The following is a 19626-nucleotide window of genomic DNA, read 5'->3' as shown; positions in this document are numbered from 1 at the left end:
GCAGTGCAATATATCAGCGCGTCTGCTGCATTGCAGGGGGCCTAACCCCTATCCACACCCCGACGCATGGGTGCTTCCGGAAGAGTGTGAAGGAATCGTCGCAAACGCATTCCCTCACACTCTGCTGTCACCTGGATGACTGCATTTCGCCTGTGATTGGCTTAGACGACCTTGGCGATCGAGGCACACACGTGCTCGATGTTCTTGCTGTTCAGCGCTGCGACGCACATGCGGCCCGTGTCGGTGCCGTACACGCCGAACTCGTTGCGCAGGCGCACCATCTGGTCCTTGGTCAGGCCGGAATAGCTGAACATGCCGATCTGCGTGGTGATGAAGCTCATGTCTTCCTTCACGCCAGCGGCCTTCAGGCCGTCGACCAGCTTCTGACGCATGGCCTTGATGCGCACGCGCATTTCTCCGAGTTCCTTTTCCCAGAGGGCACGCAGCTCGGGGTTGCCGAGCACCGCGGCCACCACGGCGCCGCCGTGCGTCGGCGGGTTGCTGTAGTTGGTGCGGATCGCGATCTTCAGCTGCGAAAGCACGCGGCCGGCTTCTTCCTTGTTCTCGCACAGCACCGACAGCGCGCCGACGCGCTCGCCGTACAGGCTGAAGCTCTTCGAGAACGAGGTCGAAACGAAGAAGGTCAGGCCCGCTGCCACGAACTTGGCGACGGCCGCGCCGTCTTCCTTCAGGCCGTAGCCGAAGCCCTGGTAGGCCATGTCGAGGAAGGGCACGAGGTTGCGGGCCTTCACCGCGGCGACCACCTGGTCCCATTGCTCGGACGTGATGTCGTAGCCGGTCGGGTTGTGGCAGCAGGCGTGCAGCACGACCACGGTGCCGGCCGGGGCTGCGTTCAGTGCGGCCAGCATGCCGTCAAAGTTGATGCCTCGCTTGGCGGCGTCGTAGTAGGGGTAGCTTTCGACTTCGAAGCCGGCGTTGGTGAACAGCGCGCGGTGGTTTTCCCAGCTCGGGTCGCTGATCAGCACCTTGGCGTTGGGGTTGAGCTTCTTCAGGAAGTCGGCGCCGACCTTCAGGCCGCCGGTGCCGCCGATGGCCTGGATGGTGGCCACGCGGCCCGAGGTGACGGGTTCGCTGTCGGCACCGAAGACCAGGGCCTTCACGGCGTTGTCGTACGCCGCGATGCCGTCGATGGGCAGATAACCACGCGCAGTGGGCGCTTTCATCATGTTCTGCTCGGCCGCCTGCACGCACTGGAGCAAGGGCAGCTTGCCGTTGTCGTCGTAGTAGACGCCGACGCCGAGGTTGACCTTGTTGGGGTTGGTGTCGGCTGCAAATTGCTCGTTGAGGCCGAGGATCGGGTCGCGCGGTGCCATTTCGACCGCGGTGAACATAGACATGGAAAGGTCCTTTGGGATGAAAGCTTCGCTGGCAACCGGACTTGCGCTACGCTTTCCGGTTGCCTTGAATTTTACCGGCGACACGCCACCTGTCGGGAACAGCCATGCCAGAGAACAACGAAGCCATAGCAGACCTGAAGAAGCTGGACCCGATCGGTCCTGCGAAACAAGGTGAATTCATCCGCTACCCCGACTCGCCTTTCGAGCTGTTCCAGCCCTATCCGCCGGCCGGGGACCAGCCCAAGGCCATCGAGGGCCTGGTCGAGGGTGTGACCGACGGCGAGGTGTTCCAGACGCTGCTCGGCGTGACCGGCTCGGGCAAGACCTTCACCATGGCCAACGTGATCGCCCGCCTGGGCCGCCCGGCCATCGTGTTCGCGCCCAACAAGACCCTGGCGGCGCAGCTCTACAGCGAGTTCCGCGAGTTCTTTCCCAAGAACGCCGTCGAGTATTTCGTCAGCTACTACGACTACTACCAGCCCGAGGCCTACGTGCCGCAGCGCGACCTGTTCATCGAGAAGGACTCGTCGATCAACGAACACATCGAGCAGATGCGGCTGTCGGCCACCAAGAGCGTGCTGGAGCGGCGCGACACCGTCATCGTGGCCACGGTGAGCGCCATTTATGGCATCGGCACCCCCGAGGACTACATGGAGATGCGGCTGATTGCCCGCGTCGGCGACAAGGTCGGCCAGCGCGACCTGATCTCGCGCCTCATCCGCATGCAGTACACGCGCAACGAGCAGGACTTTGCGCGCGGCACCTTCCGTGTGCGCGGCGACACCATCGACGTTTTCCCGGCGGAGCACAGCGAACTGGCAATCCGCTTCGAACTGTTCGATGACGAGATCGAGTCGCTGCAACTGTTCGATCCGCTGACCGGGCGTGTACGCCAGAAGGTGCCGCGGTTCACGGTGTACCCGTCGAGCCACTATGTGACGCCGCGCGACAAGGTGCTGGCGGCGGTGGAAACCATCAAGCTCGAACTGGGCGACCGGCTCAAGGAACTGGTGGGCGCGGGCAAGCTGGTGGAGGCGCAGCGACTGGAGCAGCGCACGCGTTTCGATCTGGAAATGCTGGCCGAGATCGGCCACTGCAAGGGCATCGAGAACTACACGCGCCATCTGTCGGGCGCCGCGCCGGGGGAGCCGCCGGCAACGCTGACCGACTACCTGCCCAAGGACGCGCTGATGTTCCTGGACGAGAGCCACCAGATGATCGGCCAGCTCGGCGGCATGTACAACGGCGACCGGGCGCGCAAGACCACGCTGGTCGAATACGGATTCCGGCTGCCAAGCGCGCTGGACAACCGGCCTCTCAAGCTCGAGGAATTCGAGACTCGGATGCGGCAATGCATATTCGTATCCGCCACCCCGGCGCAGTACGAAAAGGACCATGCCGGCAACGTGGTCGAGCAGCTGGTGCGGCCGACCGGGCTCATCGATCCGGAGGTGGAGGTCCGGCCTGCCACTCATCAGGTGGACGATGTGCTGGGTGAGATCCGCGTGCGGGTCGACAAGAACGAGCGCGTGCTCATCACCACCCTGACCAAGCGCATGGCCGAGCAGCTGACCGATTACCTCGGCGACAACGGGGTGAAGGTGCGCTACCTGCACAGCGATGTCGACACGGTCGAGCGGGTCGAGATCCTTCGCGATCTTCGCCTGGGCACTTTCGACGTCCTGGTAGGCATCAACCTGCTGCGCGAGGGCCTGGACATTCCGGAGGTGTCGCTGGTGGCTATCCTGGATGCCGACAAGGAAGGTTTCCTGCGCGCGGAGCGTTCCCTCATCCAGACCATCGGCCGGGCCGCGCGGAACCTGAACGGCAAGGCGATCCTGTACGCCGACAAGATGACGGACTCGATGAAGAAGGCCATCGACGAAACGGAGCGTCGTCGTGCCCGTCAGATCGCCCACAACGAAGCCAACGGCATCACGCCTCGCAGCATCGTGAAGCAGGTTCGCGACCTGATCGATGGCGTCTACAGCGAGAAGACGGGAAAGGAAATGGCCAAACTCGACCTGGAGCGCGCCAAGGTCGAGGACATGAGCGAAAAGGACATCGCCCGGGAAATCAAGCGGCTCGAGAAGCAGATGCTCGAGCACGCCCGCAACCTCGAGTTCGAGAAGGCGGCCCGCGTTCGCGACCAGTTGGCGCTGCTGCGCGAGCAGGCTTTCGGGGCGTCCGGCGGCGACAACATCGCCGTTCCACCTCAGTAAACAGAGGTTCGCTTTTTTCCAAGCCGAGCGTGCAACGAAGCGGCTGGGGTTTACCCCAGCAGACTTCGGGGGCTTCTGTTATACTTGAGCGAAACAGTCAACAACAAAAGAAGAACTTCGCGATGAAGGACCGACTCCTAACAACTGGTTCACCAGCGTCATGGGTCGGGCAGGGCGGAGACGAAGTCACCGCGGTCCAGAACCACGGTGTCATTTCAACGGTAAGCACTTGAAGGAGCTTGCGATGCGTCTCACTACCAAAGGCCGTTTTGCGGTCACAGCAATGATCGATCTGGCGCTGCGTCAGAACACCGGTCCGGTCACGCTTGCTGCAATCAGCCAGCGGCAGCAGATTTCTCTGTCGTATCTCGAGCAGCTTTTCGGCAAGTTGCGCCGTCATGAACTGGTCGAATCGACCCGCGGTCCCGGCGGCGGCTACAGCCTTGGCCGGAAGGCTGCGGACATCACGGTGGCGGACATCATTGTGTCGGTCGATGAGCCCATCGATGCCACGCAATGCGGCGGCAAGGAAAACTGCCTGGGCGAAGCCGGTCGTTGCATGACCCATGAACTGTGGGCTTCGCTGAACCAGCGCATGGTCGAATTTCTCGATTCGGTCACGCTGCAGAAGCTGGTCGACGACCAGATCGCCAAGGGCGTGCAGATCGAGAACAAGCCGGTCGTCAAGCGTGCGATCTCGGCTCAGCCGGTCGTCAAGCCGATCCGCGTGAACGCGCCGAATTCGGTGTTCGCTCTCGGTAACGCTTTCGCCAAGTCCTGAGCCTGATATCCGGCCGCGCCTTCGGGCGCCGCCACGAGCAGCCCCAGATCAAAGAACAACCCCACGTCAGCACGAGCCAGCCATGGACGTAACTCCTCATTTCCCGATCTATCTCGATTACGGCGCGACCACGCCCGTCGACCCGCGTGTGGTCGACGCCATGATTCCCTGGTTGCGCGAACACTTCGGCAATCCGGCGTCGCGCAGCCATGCCTGGGGCTGGGAGGCTGAAGAGGCGGTCGAGAAGGCGCGCGGCCAAGTGGCCGACCTGATCAACGCAGATCCCCGCGAAATCGTCTGGACGTCGGGCGCCACCGAGTCGATCAACCTCGCGCTGAAGGGCGCGGCGCAGTTCTACAAGGGCAAGGGCAAGCACCTGATCACGCTGAAGACCGAGCACAAGGCCGTGCTCGACACCATGCGGGAACTGGAGCGCCAGGGCTTCGAAGTCACTTATCTTGACGTCGAGGAAAACGGGCTGGTTGACCTCGAGAAGTTCAAGGCCGCGATCCGCCCCGACACCATTCTGGCCAGCGTGCTGTTCGTGAACAACGAGATCGGCGTGATCCAGGACGTGGTGGCTCTGGGCAATGTCTGCCGCGAAAAGGGCGTTATTTTCCACGTCGACTCGGCGCAGGCCACCGGCAAGGTCGACATCGACATCACGGCGCTGCCCATCGACCTGATGAGCCTCGCCTCGCACAAGACATACGGCCCCAAGGGCATCGGTGCGCTGTACGTGCGCCGCAAGCCGCGCGTGCGGCTCGAGGCCCAGATGCACGGCGGCGGGCACGAGCGCGGCATGCGTTCGGGCACGTTGCCGACCCACCAGATCGTCGGCATGGGCGAGGCCTATCGCATCGCCAAGCTGGAGATGAAGGACGACATCGCCCATGCGCGCCGCCTGCAGCAGCGTCTGCTCGACGGCTTGAAGGATGTCGAGCAGGTGTTCATCAATGGCGACCTCGAGCACCGTGTGCCGCACAACCTGAACATGAGCTTCAACTACGTCGAGGGCGAGTCGCTGATCATGGGCATCAAGGGTCTGGCGGTGTCGTCGGGCTCGGCCTGTACTTCGGCGAGCCTGGAACCCAGCTACGTGCTGCGCGCTCTGGGGCGCAGCGATGAACTGGCCCACAGCAGCCTTCGCATGACCATCGGCCGTTTCACGACCGAAGAAGAAATCGACTACGCCATTTCGACCATCAAGCACAACGTTGCCAAGCTGCGTGAGCTCAGCCCCTTGTGGGAGATGTTCCAGGACGGCGTCGACATCAGCACGATCCAGTGGTCGGCGCACTGACGGCCGACCGCAGCAGGCTCCACGATTGAACAAAGTTTGAGAGGTACACCATGGCATATTCTTCCAAGGTCATCGACCACTACGAAAATCCACGCAACGTCGGCTCCTTCGAAAAGGGCGACGATTCGGTCGGCACCGGCATGGTCGGCGCGCCGGCCTGCGGCGACGTGATGAAGCTGCAGATCAAGGTCAACCCCGAAACCGGCGTGATCGAAGACGCACGCTTCAAGACGTATGGCTGCGGCTCGGCCATTGCCTCGTCGTCGCTGGTGACCGAGTGGGTCAAGGGCAAGACGCTCGACGAAGCAGCTGCATTGAAGAATGCGCAGATCGCCGAAGAACTGGCGCTGCCGCCGGTGAAAATTCATTGCTCCATCCTGGCTGAAGACGCGATCAAGGCCGCGGTGAGCGACTACAAGGCCAAGCACGGCGCGAAGACCGAAGCTGCTGCAGCCGAAGCCGTCCACTGACATGGCCGTCACGCTGACCGAAGCCGCTGCGCGACACGTCACCCGCTACCTCGGCAAGCGAGGAAAGGGCGTTGGCGTGCGGCTGGGCGTGAAGACCACAGGCTGTTCGGGCCTGGCCTACAAGCTCGAGTATGTGGACGAACTGGCGCCCGAAGATGTGGTGTTCGAAGACCATGGCGTGAAAGTGCTGGTCGACCCGAAGAGCCTGGCCTACATCGACGGCACACAGCTCGACTTCGTGCGCGAAGGTCTGAACGAGGGTTTCAAGTTCATCAACCCGAACGAACGCGACCGTTGCGGCTGCGGCGAAAGTTTCCGCATCTGATGCGCCGTCGCTGACCGCGACAACAGCCGCCACCATGTCATGTGCTGGCGGTTTTTTCTTGCCATGAACCTGAACGACACCGACTTCCAACTGTTCGCCGTGCCGGCGACCTTCGCCCAGGACCGCGCCGCGCTCGACGTGCGCTGGAAAGAACTGCAGCGCGAAGCGCATCCGGACCGCTTTGCCGCGCAAGGCGCTGCGGCACAGCGCGTGGCCATGCAGTGGTCGGTGCGCATCAACGAGGCTTATCAGCGGCTCAAGGACCCGATTCGCAGGGCGAGCTACATCTGCGAACTGCATGGCTCGGCGGTGAATGCCGAGAACAACACGGCGATGCCGCCCGAGTTCCTCATGCAGCAGATGGAGTGGCGCGAAGCGCTCCACGAGGTCGACGATGTTGCATCGCTCGAAAAACTGCAGGCCGAGGTCGAAGCCGGCCGCACGCGTGCGCTCTCGTCGCTTGACTGGCTCATCGACGAGAAGGGCGACTACCCAGCCGCCGTGCAGCAGGTGAGAGCCCTCATGTTCATTGAGCGCTTCGCGCAGGACGTCGAAGCCAAATTCGATCAGTTGGGACAATAACGGCATGGCTCTTCTCCAGATTTCCGAACCCGGCCAGGCGCCCGATCCGCATCAGCGCCGCATCGCCGTGGGCATCGACCTCGGCACGACGCACTCCCTGGTTGCCTCGGTGCGCAACGGTGTGGCCGAATGCCTGCCTGACGACCAGGGCCGCGTGCTGCTGCCTTCGGCCGTGCGCTACCTTGAGGGTGACCGCCGCCAGATCGGCTTCGATGCCGTGGCCGCGCGTGCGCAGGACCCGGCCAACACCATCACGTCCGTGAAGCGGCTGATGGGCCGCGGCCTTGCCGATATCGCCAACCGCGACGCGATGTCGTATCGCATCGGCAGCGGTGACGGCGGGATGGTGTCGGTGCAGACGCTGGCCGGCGAGAAGTCGCCAGTGGAGGTCAGCGCCGAGATCCTGGCCACGCTGCGCTATCGCGCCCAGGACACCTTCGACGACGACGAGCTGTACGGCGCCGTCATCACCGTGCCGGCGTACTTCGACGAAGGTCAGCGGCAAGCCACCAAGGACGCGGCGCAACTCGCAGGCCTCAACGTGCTGCGCCTCATCAGCGAGCCCACTGCCGCGGCCATCGCCTACGGTCTCGACAATGCGAGCGAAGGTGTCTACGCGGTGTACGACCTCGGCGGCGGTACCTTCGACATCTCGATCCTGCGGCTGACGCAGGGCGTGTTCGAGGTGATTGCCACGGGCGGCGACTCGGCGCTGGGCGGTGATGACTACGACCATGCGCTGGCCGATTTCGTGCTGGCGCAAACCGGCCGGCAGGCCGGCAGCGATGCCGACCGTGCCGCACTCCTGGTGGCTGCGCGCGCGGCAAAGGAGGCTCTGACCGACGCCGAGTCGACGACGTTCAGCGCGAACGTCGGCGGCAGCACGGTTAGCTTCGAGCTGACGCGCGAACAGTTCTATGCGGCCACCCGGCCGCTGACCGACCGCACCATCGCCGCCGTGCGCAAGGCGCTGCGCGACGCGAAGCTCAAGCCTGACGACCTGCAGGGGATCGTGCTGGTTGGCGGGTCCACGCGCATGCCGCAGGTCCGGCGCGCCGTTGCCGACTTCTTCGGACGCGAGCCGCTGGTGAACCTGAACCCCGATGAAGTCGTCGCGCTGGGCGCGGCCGTGCAGGCCAATCAACTGGCGGGCAACGACGGCGCTGGCGAACTCCTGTTGCTCGACGTGATTCCGCTGTCGCTCGGCATCGAGACCATGGGAGGGCTGGTCGAGCGCATCGTGCCGCGCAACCAGACCATCCCGACAGCGATGGCACAGGACTTCACCACATACCAGGACGGCCAGACCGCGCTGGCGCTGCACGTGGTGCAGGGCGAGCGTGACCTCGTGTCCGATTGCCGCAGCCTCGCTCGCTTCACGCTCCGAGGCATTCCGCCGATGGCAGCGGGCGCGGCACGCATTCGCGTGACCTTCACGGTCGACGCCGACGGCCTGCTGAGCGTGAGCGCAAAGGAGCAGGCCAGCGGTGTCGAGGCGAGCGTGGCGGTCAAGCCGTCCTACGGCCTCTCGGACGACCAGATCGCGACCATGCTGCAGGAAAGCTTTTCCACTGCACAGCAGGACATGCAGGCCCGCGCGCTGGTCGAAGCCCGCGTGGATGCCGAGCGCATGCTGCTGGCAACCCGGAGCGCACTCGACGCCGACGGTGACCTGCTCACCGGCGAAGAGCGCGCCGTCATCGATGGTTCGATGGCGCAACTGCGCGAGGCCGCGAAGGGCAGCGATGCGGCCGCGATCGAGGCCGCGACCAAGAAGCTGGCCGACGACACCGAAGCCTTCGCCGCACAACGCATGAACGCGGGCATTGCGCGCGCGCTTGCCGGTCGCAAGGTCGAATCCCTCTAGAACAACGACATGCCCACGATCAAGATCTACCCGCATCCCGAGTACTGCCCGCAAGGCGCCGAAATCACCGCGCCCGCGGGCACCTCGATCTGCGAGGCGCTGCTCGACCACGACATCAACATCGAGCACGCCTGCGAGATGAGCTGCGCCTGCACCACCTGCCACGTCATCGTGCGGGAAGGCTTCAATTCGCTCAACGAAGCGGAAGAGGGCGAGGAAGACCTGCTCGATCGCGCCTGGGGTCTCGAGCCGCAGTCGCGCCTGAGTTGCCAGGCCATCCTGGCGCAGGAGAATGTGACGGTCGAGATTCCCAAGTATTCGATCAACCACGCCAAGGAAAACCACTGATGAGCGCAGCGCTTGTTCGCCCCAGGCAGGCTCGCTTCCCCGTGCGGGGCGGCGAGGGTACGAAGTGCCGAGCCAGGGGGCACGCATGAGTCGCCTGATCGTTCTCGATACCGAGACCACCGGCCTTTCCGCGGAGAACGGCGATCGGGTGATCGAGCTTGGCTGCGTCGAACTGTTCAACCGCAAGCTCACGGGCAACGACCTGCACATCTACTTCAACCCCGAGCGCGAGAGCCATGAAGACGCGCTCAAGGTGCACGGGCTCACCACCGACTTCCTGCGGGACAAGCCGAAGTTCGCTACCTTGGCCAACGACGTCGTCGAGTACCTGCGCGGGGCGGAGTTGATCATTCACAACGCGGCGTTCGACGTCGGATTCCTCAACAAGGAATTCGAGCGCGCGGGCCTGCCGCCATTGCGCACCTTCGTCAGCGAAGTGACCGACACGCTGGCCATGGCCAAGCAGGTCTACCCGGGCAAGCGCAATTCGCTCGATGCGCTGTGCGACCGCTTCGGTGTCGACCGCTCCAACCGGACCTTCCACGGCGCCAAGCTCGATGCGCAACTGCTGGCCGACGTCTACATCAACCTCACGCGTGGACAGGATGCGCTGTTGATCGACGTGGCGTCCACCGAACCCGTGCAGGGCACCACGGTGGTCGCCATCGACTTGAGCCAGTTCGAGCTGCCGGTGATCTTCGCGGGCGAGCAGGAACTGGCCGCGCACGATGCGGTTTTGACGCAGCTCGACAAATCAAGCGGTGGTCGCACGTTGTTTCGCCAAAACAGCGAAAAACCTGTGGCATAATCTGAGGCTTCGCACAACGCGATACGTGTTCAAGATGCTGAACTTAAAAGCAGTGTCTCAGGGCGGTTAGCTCAGGGGTAGAGCACAGCATTCACACTGCTGGGGTCGGAGGTTCGAAACCTCCACCGCCCACCAAACAAAAAGCGACTTGGATTTCCAAGTCGCTTTTTTCTTGCCCGTTCGCTTTCGGTCTCTGGCTTTTTCTAGAGGCTATTTCGAATCGAACAGGTCGTCGCAGGTGTCGCACGCGAAGTACAGATTCTGTTCTGCGCATTGGACCGAGCCAGTGGCGCCAGCCCGAATTCGCCAGTCGCACGAACGGCCTTGCCGGGTCAGCGTGCCCTCCGCATAGCAGGGCGCTTGCTCGTAGTGGTCGTGCAGCGTCTTGTAGTCGACCTCTTTTGCGCGAGAGAAGAATTCCTGGGCCTTGCTGTGGCTGCGCGGCACGTCCGACGCACGGCAGGAGGCTGGGGCATCGGTGTGGAAGTCGGCGACGTAGATGTTGCTGAACGCTGAGTTGCGTGTTGCGCAGGAAGCGAGCAGCACCGCGCCCGCCAGCAGCGTCAGGACGCCTGCTCTCACTTCCATACCGCCGAACTCGCTTCGCCGGGATTCTTGTAGGAAACGGCCGGATGCCGGTAGACGTCGCTCGATTTCAGGTCGAACTGCGCATAAAGGGCATCTATCAGCCATTGAAGCGACGCATTCTGGGCCGCCGTCACCGCCTCGTAGCTGTCATCGTCGATGTGCATGCCGACAAGCTCGATGCCGATCGAATCGTCGTTGACCGGATAGCGGTCGGGGTAAGGCTTCGCGCGCTCGTGCGCGTCTATGGCGTTGATCTGGCGCGTCCATGACATGGCGAGCATCTTGGCCATCGCAGCCGTGTCGCAACTGCTCTTGTTCACCGTCAGGCATTTCGACTTGATCAGCTTGCCCACGTGGTAGCAACGAGCGAACAGGCTGGCCGTCTGGTAAATCTGCCCGTTCTTGTCGATCAGGAAGTGAGCGCCGTTGCCGCCTGCCTGATAACCGCTGAGGGTGGATTCGGCGGTAGGCGAGTCGGTCTGGTGGACCACGATGGCCAGCACGCTGGGCAAGGCGCCGTGCTCGATTCCCGAGGACCGCCTGGGAATCACCTTCGGGTCGACCAGCATCCCGTTGGCGTCGATGGTGGGCATTGTTGTTTCTCCTCCCTTGAATTTGCAGCGCTCGTCGGTGGCCCGCGCTCTGCAAAGTACAGCACATCGATCACGGATCCCCAAACCGCAGTGGTAACGCGATTTAACAGTGAAGGGCGATGGGGCGGCTTCATGAGGGTGTCACATCGGGGGGCGATTTGGGCTGCGTTGTCGGTCCGCGCCGACGGCAAGTCCAGCAAGGTGCTGGCGCACCGGTTGCTCCATCGGCCTAGAAGCGACAGGAAAGGAGCAAGACCATGACCACACATCCCGATCTGCCGACCCCGGTCACCCCGGACCTGCCCGTCGAACCCGACGAAGGTCCGGACACGGCGCCCGACGAGCCTACCGATCCCGAGCCGCCGCCCACAGCCACCTGATCATTGCCGAGCCTTCGGGCAAAGACTCTCCGCGGCTCTGCGCGCGAGCCGAGCTAAGCTCGCGAAATGGACGAAATTGATTGCGCCGTCATCGGCGGTGGCGTGGTGGGGCTGGCGGTAGGGCGCGCTTTGGCGCTCGCCGGCCGTGAAGTGCTGGTTCTCGAGTCGGAAGGCGCCATCGGCACTGGGACGAGTTCGCGCAACAGCGAGGTCATTCACGCCGGCATCTACTACCCTCAGGGTTCGCTCAAGGCGAAGCTTTGCGTGGAGGGCAAGCACCTGCTGTACGACTATGCAGCAGAGCGCGGCGTGCCGCACAGGCGCTGTGGCAAGTTCATCGTGGCCACATCGCCCGAACAAGCCGAGCAGCTCGAAGCGATCCGTGCCAAGGCTGCGGCCAACGGCGTCGACGATCTCGAACTGCTTACCGCGCAACAGGCCATTGCGCTGGAGCCGCAGCTGCACTGCGTGGCCGCACTGAATTCGCCGAGCACCGGCATCGTCGACAGCCATGCATTCATGCTGAGCCTCCTCGGCGATCTCGAAAATGCAGGCGGAATGCTCGCTCTGAAATCGCCAGTCAGCCGCGCCGAATGCACGGGCGGCGCTATTGTGCTGATAGCGGAGGACGGTACGGCGCTGCGCTGCCGCAGCGTTGTCAATGCCGCAGGCCTGGGGGCGCCCGCCTTGGCGCGCCACTTCGAAGGGTTGCCCGCTTCATCGGTGCCGGAGGAGTACTTCGCCAAGGGCAACTACTTCACCCTGTCGGGGCGCGCGCCGTTCGGGCGCCTTGTCTACCCGGTCCCGGAACCCGGTGGTCTGGGCGTGCACCTGACCATCGATCTCGGCGACCAGGCCAAGTTCGGTCCCGATGTGCAATGGGTCGAGTCGGCCGACGACCTGGTTGTCGATCCGCGGCGCGGCGATGCCTTCTACGCCGAGGTGCGAAAGTACTGGCCGGGTTTGCCGGATGGCGCGCTGATCGCGGGCTATGCAGGCATGCGCCCGAAGATCTCCGGACCCGGCGAGCCGGCTGCCGACTTCATGATCGACGGACCCGCCTCTCACGGAGTGCCGGGACTCGTGAACCTGTTCGGCATCGAGTCGCCCGGACTGACGAGCAGCCTCGCCATCGGGCGCCACGTCGCCGGACTGCTGGCGCAGGCGTAGCGCACATCGCGTGTACGACGAAGGCGCGTCGTGTGCGCAGCAGTGCATCTGATGTGCATGAGGGTCTTTCGAGCCTGTAACATGACAGCACGCCATTTGCTGGCGTGAAGCCGCCGGCGCGGTGCCGGTGTCATCACGGAGGAAAGATTCCAATGAGTGCATCCCAAAATCTTGAAGCAGCAGCCGAAGACATCGCGAGCGACGTGCGCGGCGTGCTGGCGAGCAAGGACCTGGATTCGGTTCCCCACATCAAGGCGCTGCGCCAGCGCATCGACACCAAGCTGGCCATTGCACGCGAACTCGCGTCGGAGAAGAGCAAGCTCGCCGCCAAGAAGGCGCGCGAGGCAGCCACCTCCGCCAACGCCTACGCCCACGACGAACCATGGCAGATTGCCGGTGCCGCACTGGCCGTCGGCGTGCTGGTGGGCCTGCTGCTTGGCCGCCGCTGACCTGAATACGAACCGCAGCATCGTTCGACCGGACATGGCCGGAGCCAGCCGATGAGGCTGCTGTCCCTGTTCGGGCTGAACGCCCGGATCCGGCGCCTGCGGATCGCGGCTGCCGAAGGCGCTCTAGCGGCCGAAGACCGGGTGCAACTGCTGCGCATGGCCTGGGAGGATGAGAAGCAGCGCCTGAAGCTGATGCTGATCCTCGTCGTGGCCGTGCTGGGGCTGACCACGGTCACGGTGGCCTTGCTGTCCGTGGCGGTGGTGGTTCATTTCTGGGAAACGCCATACCGCATCACGGCCGCCTGGTCGGTGGCGGGTGTGTGGATCGTGCTGTGGCTGGCGGCTGCCATCGGTCTGCTGACGACCTTGCGCAATGCGTCCAACAGTTTCGTGCCGGCGCGTCAGGAATTCGAACGTGATTGGGCGTGGGTGCAGGACCGTTTCGGCCTGGGCAAGGATCCAGACCATGATGAAGATGCGCCGCGACCGCCGCGTCCCGTCACGCGAGAAGAGCTGCTTGCGCGCATGGAGCGTCAGCGCCAGCGCATCGCCACGCTGCAGGGCGGGCGCGAGGTGCCGACCGGTGCCGACAACGATGGCGGCGCAGGTGCACGGAGTGAAAGCGACGCGCCTCCGGCCAACGAGTCCGCTGCTGCCGCCGCGCTGCGCATTGCACGGGCCCACCCCGTGGCAACGGGCGTGGTTGCCGCCACTGCCGTGGTGGTGATCAAGCCGAAGCGCCTGCTGCGCTGGGCTGCGTTTATCGCGCCGATCCTCTGGCGCATGCGCTGACGCGGCTCTTGAAAAAGCCGAAGGCTCAGGCCTTGCTGCGGTCGCGCAGCAGCGCCTGGGCGGTTTCGCGGACCAGCGCCGGACCGCGGTAGATCAGGCCGGTGTAGACCTGCACCACGTCCGCGCCCGCGGCGATCTTGGCCTTGGCATCGGCACCGCTCAGGATGCCACCGACCCCGATGATCGGAAAGCCCGCGCCGAGCGCTGAGCGCAGTTGCGCCACCACGCGGTTGCTGGCTTCGCGCACCGGCGCGCCCGAGAGTCCGCCGGCTTCCTCTGCATGCGGCAACCCCTTGACGGCGTCGCGCGAGAGCGTGGTGTTGGTTGCGATCACGCCATCCATGCCGTGGCGCTTCAGCGTGGCGGCAATGACGGCGACCTGCGCCTGGTCCAGGTCGGGCGCGATCTTCACGAGCAGCGGTGCCCGCTTGGCGTGGCGCGTGGCCAGAGTCTCGCGCCGTTCGGCCACCGCGCCAAGCAGTGCGTCGAGCGCCTCATCGCTTTGCAGCGTGCGCAGGTTGGCCGTGTTCGGGCTCGAGATGTTGATGGTCACATAGTCGGCGTGCGGGTATACGCCGTCGAGGCAGGCAAGGTAGTCGTCCACTGCGCGCTCGATCGGCGTGGCGGCGTTCTTGCCGATGTTCAGTCCCAAAAGCATCGGCGCGCGCGCATTTCTGCCGCCCGTGCGAAACCGCGCCTTCTGCACGTTGGCCACGAAGGCGTCGAGCCCTTCGTTGTTGAAGCCGAGGCGGTTGATCAGGGCGTCGCGCTGCGGCAGGCGGAACATGCGCGGCTTCGGGTTGCCGGGCTGCGCCTTCGGCGTCACCGTGCCGACCTCGACGAAGCCGAAGCCCATGGCGGAGAAGGCGTCGATGCAGCGCGCGTTCTTGTCGAGTCCGGCGGCGAGGCCGACGCGGTTTGGAAAATTCAGGCCGGCGAGCTGCACCGGATCGTCGATGCGCGGCGACGAATAGGCGCAGGCCAGCGGCGTGTTCTGTGTTCTGGCGAGGCCGTCGAGCGTGAGTTCATGGGCGTGCTCGGGGTCGAAACCGAACAGGAAAGGGCGGGCGAGACCGTAGAGCGAGGAGGGCGACAGCAGGGGCATCGGATAATTCCGGACTTCAATGAGCCAAGGATTCTCCGCGATGACCGCACCCGCCTCCCCAAACCCCGCCAACCCCGTCTCGCAGGACGAACTCAAGGCCCAGGTCGGCCGCGCCGCGCTGGCCTATGTGGTCAAGGGAGAGATCGTCGGCGTCGGTACCGGCTCCACGGTGAACAAGTTCATCGATGCGCTGGCCACCATCAAGGACGAGATCAAGGGCGCCGTCTCCAGTTCGGTCGCTTCGACCGAGCGTTTGCGCGCGCTGGGCATTCCGGTGTTCGACAGCAACGAGGTGGAGGAGCTCGCTGTCTACATCGACGGTGCCGACGAGATCGACCATCGCGGGTTCATGGTGAAGGGCGGAGGCGCCGCGCTGACGCGCGAGAAGATCGTGGCGGCTCAGTCGCGCAGGTTCGTCTGCATCGCGGATGCATCGAAGCTGGTGGAAACGCTGGGCGCCTTCCCGCTGCCGGTGGAGGTGATCCCGATGGCCGCACGCCGCGTGATGCGCCAGTTCGCCAGCATGGGCGGCATTGCGCAGGTGCGCGAGAAGGACGGCCTGCCGCTGGTCACGGACAACGGGCAGCACATCGTCGACGTCACGGGCCTTCGGATCAGCGACCCGCGTGCCTTCGAGTCCGAGGTGAGCCAGTGGCCCGGCGTGGTGACGGTGGGCGTCTTTGCACACCAGAAAGCCGACGTGTGCCTGCTGGGCACGTCGGCGGGCGTGAAGACCCTGCAGTTCGACTGACCGGCTAGAACTTGATGCCGGCCGGGTTGCTCGGGCTCGGCTCGCTCGATGGGGCCGAGGGCGGCGCAGGCTGCGCTGCCGGTGCCGTGGGTGCCGCCGGTGCGGGCGCTGCCTGTTGCGCCACCAGCGGCCGCGCGAGCCCGTTGCGGTAGCCCGGAGGCAGGCTGTTGCTCTTGGGATAACCGGCCGCATCGAGGTATTGCGACCACTCGGCATCCGAGAAGCCCTTGAGCTGTTGCGAACCGATGGTGAGCAGCGGGAGCGAGCTCTGGCTGCTCAGTCGCTGCAGCGCATCGATTTCCGCGTTGCTCTTCACTGTGCGTTCGTCGAATGGAATGCCGCGCGTGATGAGCAGCGTGCGGGCCATGCTGCATGGTCCGCACTCCTCACCGGTATACAGCGTCACCGGATAGCGCTGCACCACCTGCCGAAGCTCGTAGGGCAGGCCTGCATTGGCCGGCATGCCTGGGCTGCCTTGCGATGCCGACGCCGGCGCGGTGCTGGCGCTGGGTGCCTGGTCGGTGAACGTGACCTTGCCGTTCTTGTCGACTTGGCGGTAGACCGGCTGCGCCACCGCGCCGACGGCGATGAGCGCCAGGACAAGACCCGTCAGGCGATGCAGTGAGAATTTGTAAATCGGATGCATCGCCCGAGTATCGCAAGCTTCAGCGCCGCATCAAGCGGGCTGAGGCTCCGCCATCCCTTGGTGTCGCAGCAGCGCATCAAGCTGGGGCTCGCGGCCGCGGAAGGCCTTGAACGAATCCATCGCGCTGCGGCTGCCGCCGGCCTCCAGGATCGCCTGGCGGTACTTGCGGCCGGTTTCGATGTTGGGCTCGCCATCGGCACCCACTGTTTCCTCGAACGCGGCATAGGCGTCGGCGCTCAGCACTTCGGCCCACTTGTAGCTGTAGTAGCCGGCGGCATAACCGCCCGAGAAGATGTGGCTGAAAGTATTCGGTGTACGGCTGAACGGCGGTGAAGGCATCACCGCGACTTCGGCGCGTACCTGGCCGAGCAGCGCCATCACGTCGCCAGGCTTGGCGGCGTCGGCACGGTACTCGGTGTGCAGCAGCATGTCGAACAGCGAGAACTCGATCTGGCGCAGCGTCTGCAGGCCGCTCTGGAAATTCTTGGCCGCCGTCATCTTGTCGAACAGCGCGCGCGGCAGCGGCTCATCGGTGTCCACATGGGCGGTCATGTGCTTGAGCACGTCCCACTCCCAGCAGAAGTTCTCCATGAACTGGCTCGGCAGTTCGACCGCATCCCACTCGACGCCGCTGATGCCCGAGACGTCGCGCTCGTTCACCTGCGTGAGCATGTGATGCAGGCCATGGCCGAACTCGTGGAAGAGGGTGGTCACATCGTCGTGCGTCAGCAGCGGCGGCTTGCCGTCGACGCCGCTCGCGAAGTTGCACACCAGCTGCGCCACCGGGGTCTGCAGCACGCCGTTGTCGGGGCGCAGCCAGCGGGCGCGCACGTCGTCCATCCAGGCGCCACCGCGCTTCGCGGCGCGCGCGGAGGGGTCCAGGTAGAACTGGCCGACCTTCTGGCCGGCACGTTCGATGCGGTAGAACTCGACGCTCGGATGCCACGTGGGTGCCGAGTCGCGGCGGATCGACACTTCGAACAGCGTCTCGACGATCTTGAAGAGGCCCGCCATGACCTTCGGCGCGGGGAAGTACTGCTTCACCTCCTGCTCGCTGAAGGCGTAGCGCGCCTCCTTGAGCTTCTCGCCGATGTAGCTCCAGTCCCAGGGCTGCGGGTCGGTGATGCCCAATTGTTCGGACGCGAAGACGCGCAGGTCCGCCAGGTCGCGTTCGCCGTAGGGCTTGGCCTTGGTGGCGAGGTCGCGCAGGAACTTCACGACCTGCTCCGGCGACTCGGCCATCTTCGGCACGACCGACAGCTCGCCGAAGTTGCTGTAACCCAGCAGTTTCGATTCTTCCTCGCGCAGCGCGAGGATCTCGGTGATGAGCGAGGTGTTGTCGAATGCGGCGTCGCCGAATTCGCTGGCGCGGGTCACGTAGGCGCGGTAGAGCTTCTCGCGCAATGCGCTGCTCCTGGCGAACTGCATCACCGGCAGGTAGCACGGCATCTTGAGGGTGAGCTTGTAGCCCTCCTTGCCGTCGGCCTGCGCAGCGGCGCGCGCGGCGCTCGTCACGTCCTCGGGCACGCCTTCGAGTTCACCCATGCTGGCGAAGTAGGCAAATGCGTCGGTGGCATCGAGGGCGTTCTCGCTGAACTTCTGGCTCAGTTCGGCCTGGCGTTCCTGGATGTCGGCAAAGCGCTTCTTGGCATCGCCCTGCAGTTCCGCGCCGCCCAGCACGAAGTTGCGCACTGCGTTGCGATGCGCCTGGCGCTGCTCCGCATTGAGCGTGGCAACGTCGATGGCCTTGTATTTGGCGTACAGGCGCTTGTCGGAGCCCAGTCGGGTCCAGAACGCGGTGACGCGCGGCATCGCCTCGTTGTAGGCGGCGCGCAGTTCGGGCGTGTCGGCCACGGCGTTGAGGTGGCCGACGGCGCCCCACGCGCGGCTGAAGCGTTCCGACGCCACGTCGAGCACCTTGGAGATCGCATTCCAGTCGGCCGGGAACTCAGGCGCAGTCACGGTCTGAAGCGCGGTCTCGGCATCTGCCAGCAAGGCGTCGACGGCAGGAGCGACGTGCTCGGGCTTGATGCGGTCGAACAGCGGGAGATCGGTGAAATCGAGAAGAGGGTTGGTCATATGGGTGATCCTGTTCGAACGTGGCGAGACCATTTTTCGGAGGCCACCGCAGAACCGGCTTCGCCGGACCGCCGGTGGCGCCCCTTGGGAAGGGGCGGTTGCACGCAGTGCGCAAGCAACGCCGTGATTCTTATCTTGCGGCGCGTTCGGCCGCTTCAAGGGTGTTGGCGAGCAGCATGGCGCGCGTCATGGGGCCGACGCCGCCCGGTACGGGGGTGATCCAGCCCGCAACCTCTTTCACGCCGTCGAAGTCGACGTCGCCCGCCAGCTTGCCGTCGGGCTTGCGGTTCATGCCCACGTCGATGACCACTGCGCCGGGTTTCACCATGTCGGCGGTCACGAGGTTGAGCTTTCCGACCGCCGCGATGATCACGTCGGCCTGGCGCGTGATGGCACCCAGGTCCTGCGTGGCGCTGTGGCAGATGGTGACGGTCGCGCTCTTGCCCAGCAGCATCATGGCCATCGGCTTGCCGACGATGTTGCTGCGTCCGATGACCACCGCGTGCTTGCCGCGCAGGTCGTAGCCGATCGACTCGAGCATCTTCATGCAGCCGTAGGGCGTGCAGGGCCAGAAGCCGGGCGCGCCGGTCATGAGCGCGCCGGCGCTGGCAACGTGGAAGCCGTCGACGTCCTTGGCTGGCGAGATGGTCTCGATGACCTTCTGGCTGTCCATGTGCTTGGGCAGCGGCAGCTGCACCAGGATGCCGTGCACCTTCGGGTCGTCGTTGAGCGTGCGGATGCGGGCCAGCAGGTCGGCCTCGCTCATGTCGGCGGGATAGGTCTCGAGGGTGGCCTCGAGGCCCGTCTGCGCGCTGTCGTTGACCTTGTGCTTCGTATAGACCTGGCTGGCCGGGTCTTCGCCGACGAGGATGATGGAAAGGGCCGGATTCACGCCTCGCGCCTTCAGTGCGGCGGTGCGGCCGGCGACTTCGGCGCGAATGGTTTTGGCGAGGGCGTTGCCGTCGATCAGTTGGGCGGTCATCGGTTTCGGTTTTCCAAGTAAAAACGC

21 protein-coding genes and 1 tRNA gene are annotated in these 19626 nt (G+C 64.7%); 15 read left to right on the top strand and 7 right to left on the bottom strand.

From position 1 onward, the window contains the following. Positions 1-161 precede the first annotated feature (161 nt). A complete protein-coding gene (locus AACL56_RS18645; protein ID WP_339091298.1) occupies positions 162-1358 on the bottom strand; it encodes an amino acid aminotransferase in 1197 nt (398 codons plus the stop codon). 104 nt (positions 1359-1462) lie between these two features. On the opposite strand from AACL56_RS18645, the gene uvrB reads away from it, so the two are divergent. From uvrB to AACL56_RS18595, 10 genes are all read left to right on the top strand, one after another. Continuing rightward, entirely contained in the window at positions 1463-3580 is a 2118-nt protein-coding gene (gene uvrB / locus AACL56_RS18640; protein ID WP_339091297.1) for an excinuclease ABC subunit UvrB, read from the top strand. 244 nt (positions 3581-3824) lie between these two features. Then, positions 3825-4361, top strand: coding sequence for a Fe-S cluster assembly transcriptional regulator IscR (iscR, locus tag AACL56_RS18635; protein WP_007828186.1), 537 nt, complete (start codon positions 3825-3827; stop codon positions 4359-4361). Positions 4362-4443: 82 nt separating this feature from the next. Further along, the gene (locus AACL56_RS18630) at positions 4444-5664 is read left to right on the top strand and encodes an IscS subfamily cysteine desulfurase (protein ID WP_339091296.1); all 1221 of its coding nucleotides are present in this window, start codon (positions 4444-4446) and stop codon (positions 5662-5664) included. Positions 5665-5714: 50 nt separating this feature from the next. Further along, complete coding sequence (gene iscU / locus AACL56_RS18625; protein ID WP_339091295.1) at positions 5715-6134, top strand: Fe-S cluster assembly scaffold IscU; 420 nt, start codon at positions 5715-5717, stop codon at positions 6132-6134. 1 nt (position 6135) lies between these two features. After that, positions 6136-6459, top strand: coding sequence for an iron-sulfur cluster assembly protein IscA (gene iscA, locus AACL56_RS18620; RefSeq protein WP_081268993.1), 324 nt, complete (start codon positions 6136-6138; stop codon positions 6457-6459). A gap of 63 nt (positions 6460-6522) precedes the next feature. Then, a complete protein-coding gene (hscB, locus tag AACL56_RS18615) occupies positions 6523-7041 on the top strand; it encodes a Fe-S protein assembly co-chaperone HscB (RefSeq protein ID WP_339091294.1) in 519 nt (172 codons plus the stop codon). A 4-nt stretch (positions 7042-7045) separates the two neighbouring features. Next, entirely contained in the window at positions 7046-8908 is a 1863-nt protein-coding gene (gene hscA, locus AACL56_RS18610; protein ID WP_339091293.1) for a Fe-S protein assembly chaperone HscA, read from the top strand. Positions 8909-8917: 9 nt separating this feature from the next. Beyond that, a complete protein-coding gene (fdx, locus tag AACL56_RS18605; protein ID WP_339091292.1) occupies positions 8918-9256 on the top strand; it encodes an ISC system 2Fe-2S type ferredoxin in 339 nt (112 codons plus the stop codon). 85 nt (positions 9257-9341) lie between these two features. Further along, positions 9342-10064 carry a DNA polymerase III subunit epsilon gene (dnaQ, locus tag AACL56_RS18600; RefSeq protein WP_339091291.1) on the top strand — a complete coding sequence of 241 codons (723 nt, stop codon included), beginning with the start codon at positions 9342-9344 and terminating at the stop codon, positions 10062-10064. A 60-nt stretch (positions 10065-10124) separates the two neighbouring features. Next, a tRNA-Val gene (locus tag AACL56_RS18595) sits at positions 10125-10199 on the top strand. Positions 10200-10274: 75 nt separating this feature from the next. Here AACL56_RS18595 and AACL56_RS18590 read toward each other — a convergent pair. Both AACL56_RS18590 and AACL56_RS18585 read right to left on the bottom strand, forming a co-directional pair. Continuing rightward, complete coding sequence (locus tag AACL56_RS18590) at positions 10275-10652, bottom strand: hypothetical protein (protein ID WP_339091290.1); 378 nt, start codon at positions 10650-10652, stop codon at positions 10275-10277. Continuing rightward, entirely contained in the window at positions 10643-11245 is a 603-nt protein-coding gene (locus tag AACL56_RS18585) for a peptidoglycan recognition protein family protein (protein ID WP_339091289.1), read from the bottom strand. The genes AACL56_RS18590 and AACL56_RS18585 overlap by 10 nt, the downstream gene beginning before the upstream one ends. Before the next feature lie 257 nt (positions 11246-11502). On the opposite strand from AACL56_RS18585, the gene AACL56_RS18580 reads away from it, so the two are divergent. From AACL56_RS18580 to AACL56_RS18565, 4 genes are all read left to right on the top strand, one after another. Next, positions 11503-11625 (top strand): stereocilin, encoded by a 123-nt coding sequence (locus AACL56_RS18580; RefSeq protein ID WP_339091288.1) that lies wholly within the window; start codon positions 11503-11505, stop codon positions 11623-11625. Between the two features lie 66 nt (positions 11626-11691). Beyond that, positions 11692-12795 (top strand): NAD(P)/FAD-dependent oxidoreductase, encoded by a 1104-nt coding sequence (locus AACL56_RS18575; protein ID WP_339091287.1) that lies wholly within the window; start codon positions 11692-11694, stop codon positions 12793-12795. A 152-nt stretch (positions 12796-12947) separates the two neighbouring features. Continuing rightward, the gene (locus tag AACL56_RS18570) at positions 12948-13244 is read left to right on the top strand and encodes a glycine zipper domain-containing protein (protein WP_081268986.1); all 297 of its coding nucleotides are present in this window, start codon (positions 12948-12950) and stop codon (positions 13242-13244) included. Positions 13245-13295: 51 nt separating this feature from the next. Continuing rightward, on the top strand, positions 13296-14036 hold the full coding sequence (locus tag AACL56_RS18565; protein ID WP_339091286.1) for a phage holin family protein: 741 nt from the start codon (positions 13296-13298) through the stop codon (positions 14034-14036). Between the two features lie 25 nt (positions 14037-14061). Here AACL56_RS18565 and AACL56_RS18560 read toward each other — a convergent pair whose 3' ends face one another. Further along, positions 14062-15141 carry a quinone-dependent dihydroorotate dehydrogenase gene (locus AACL56_RS18560; RefSeq protein WP_339091285.1) on the bottom strand — a complete coding sequence of 360 codons (1080 nt, stop codon included), beginning with the start codon at positions 15139-15141 and terminating at the stop codon, positions 14062-14064. Positions 15142-15181: 40 nt separating this feature from the next. Here AACL56_RS18560 and rpiA point away from each other — a divergent pair, with 40 nt between their 5' ends. Continuing rightward, on the top strand, positions 15182-15892 hold the full coding sequence (rpiA, locus tag AACL56_RS18555; protein ID WP_339091284.1) for a ribose-5-phosphate isomerase RpiA: 711 nt from the start codon (positions 15182-15184) through the stop codon (positions 15890-15892). Between the two features lie 4 nt (positions 15893-15896). On the opposite strand, the gene AACL56_RS18550 is transcribed toward rpiA, so the two are convergent. The 3 genes from AACL56_RS18550 to folD form a co-directional block, all read right to left on the bottom strand. Then, positions 15897-16538, bottom strand: coding sequence for a glutaredoxin family protein (locus AACL56_RS18550; RefSeq protein ID WP_339091283.1), 642 nt, complete (start codon positions 16536-16538; stop codon positions 15897-15899). A 30-nt stretch (positions 16539-16568) separates the two neighbouring features. Further along, on the bottom strand, positions 16569-18617 hold the full coding sequence (locus AACL56_RS18545; protein WP_339091282.1) for a M3 family metallopeptidase: 2049 nt from the start codon (positions 18615-18617) through the stop codon (positions 16569-16571). 130 nt (positions 18618-18747) lie between these two features. After that, a complete protein-coding gene (gene folD / locus AACL56_RS18540; protein ID WP_339091281.1) occupies positions 18748-19599 on the bottom strand; it encodes a bifunctional methylenetetrahydrofolate dehydrogenase/methenyltetrahydrofolate cyclohydrolase FolD in 852 nt (283 codons plus the stop codon). Positions 19600-19626: the final 27 nt, after the last annotated feature.

Origin of the sequence: Variovorax paradoxus (assembly GCF_902712855.1) — a bacterium.
Taxonomy (GTDB): Bacteria; Pseudomonadota; Gammaproteobacteria; order Burkholderiales; family Burkholderiaceae_C; genus Variovorax; species Variovorax paradoxus_Q.
This window is presented reverse-complemented; position numbering and strand designations above follow the sequence as displayed.

Coding starts and splice junctions, on each gene's coding strand:
- AACL56_RS18645 (WP_339091298.1), bottom strand. CDS start 1,358: ATGTCTATGTTCACCGCGGTCGAAATGGCACCGCGCGACCCGATCCTC.
- uvrB (WP_339091297.1), top strand. CDS start 1,463: ATGCCAGAGAACAACGAAGCCATAGCAGACCTGAAGAAGCTGGACCCG.
- iscR (WP_007828186.1), top strand. CDS start 3,825: ATGCGTCTCACTACCAAAGGCCGTTTTGCGGTCACAGCAATGATCGAT.
- AACL56_RS18630 (WP_339091296.1), top strand. CDS start 4,444: ATGGACGTAACTCCTCATTTCCCGATCTATCTCGATTACGGCGCGACC.
- iscU (WP_339091295.1), top strand. CDS start 5,715: ATGGCATATTCTTCCAAGGTCATCGACCACTACGAAAATCCACGCAAC.
- iscA (WP_081268993.1), top strand. CDS start 6,136: ATGGCCGTCACGCTGACCGAAGCCGCTGCGCGACACGTCACCCGCTAC.
- hscB (WP_339091294.1), top strand. CDS start 6,523: ATGAACCTGAACGACACCGACTTCCAACTGTTCGCCGTGCCGGCGACC.
- hscA (WP_339091293.1), top strand. CDS start 7,046: ATGGCTCTTCTCCAGATTTCCGAACCCGGCCAGGCGCCCGATCCGCAT.
- fdx (WP_339091292.1), top strand. CDS start 8,918: ATGCCCACGATCAAGATCTACCCGCATCCCGAGTACTGCCCGCAAGGC.
- dnaQ (WP_339091291.1), top strand. CDS start 9,342: ATGAGTCGCCTGATCGTTCTCGATACCGAGACCACCGGCCTTTCCGCG.
- AACL56_RS18590 (WP_339091290.1), bottom strand. CDS start 10,652: ATGGAAGTGAGAGCAGGCGTCCTGACGCTGCTGGCGGGCGCGGTGCTG.
- AACL56_RS18585 (WP_339091289.1), bottom strand. CDS start 11,245: ATGCCCACCATCGACGCCAACGGGATGCTGGTCGACCCGAAGGTGATT.
- AACL56_RS18580 (WP_339091288.1), top strand. CDS start 11,503: ATGACCACACATCCCGATCTGCCGACCCCGGTCACCCCGGACCTGCCC.
- AACL56_RS18575 (WP_339091287.1), top strand. CDS start 11,692: ATGGACGAAATTGATTGCGCCGTCATCGGCGGTGGCGTGGTGGGGCTG.
- AACL56_RS18570 (WP_081268986.1), top strand. CDS start 12,948: ATGAGTGCATCCCAAAATCTTGAAGCAGCAGCCGAAGACATCGCGAGC.
- AACL56_RS18565 (WP_339091286.1), top strand. CDS start 13,296: ATGAGGCTGCTGTCCCTGTTCGGGCTGAACGCCCGGATCCGGCGCCTG.
- AACL56_RS18560 (WP_339091285.1), bottom strand. CDS start 15,141: ATGCCCCTGCTGTCGCCCTCCTCGCTCTACGGTCTCGCCCGCCCTTTC.
- rpiA (WP_339091284.1), top strand. CDS start 15,182: ATGACCGCACCCGCCTCCCCAAACCCCGCCAACCCCGTCTCGCAGGAC.
- AACL56_RS18550 (WP_339091283.1), bottom strand. CDS start 16,538: ATGCATCCGATTTACAAATTCTCACTGCATCGCCTGACGGGTCTTGTC.
- AACL56_RS18545 (WP_339091282.1), bottom strand. CDS start 18,617: ATGACCAACCCTCTTCTCGATTTCACCGATCTCCCGCTGTTCGACCGC.
- folD (WP_339091281.1), bottom strand. CDS start 19,599: ATGACCGCCCAACTGATCGACGGCAACGCCCTCGCCAAAACCATTCGC.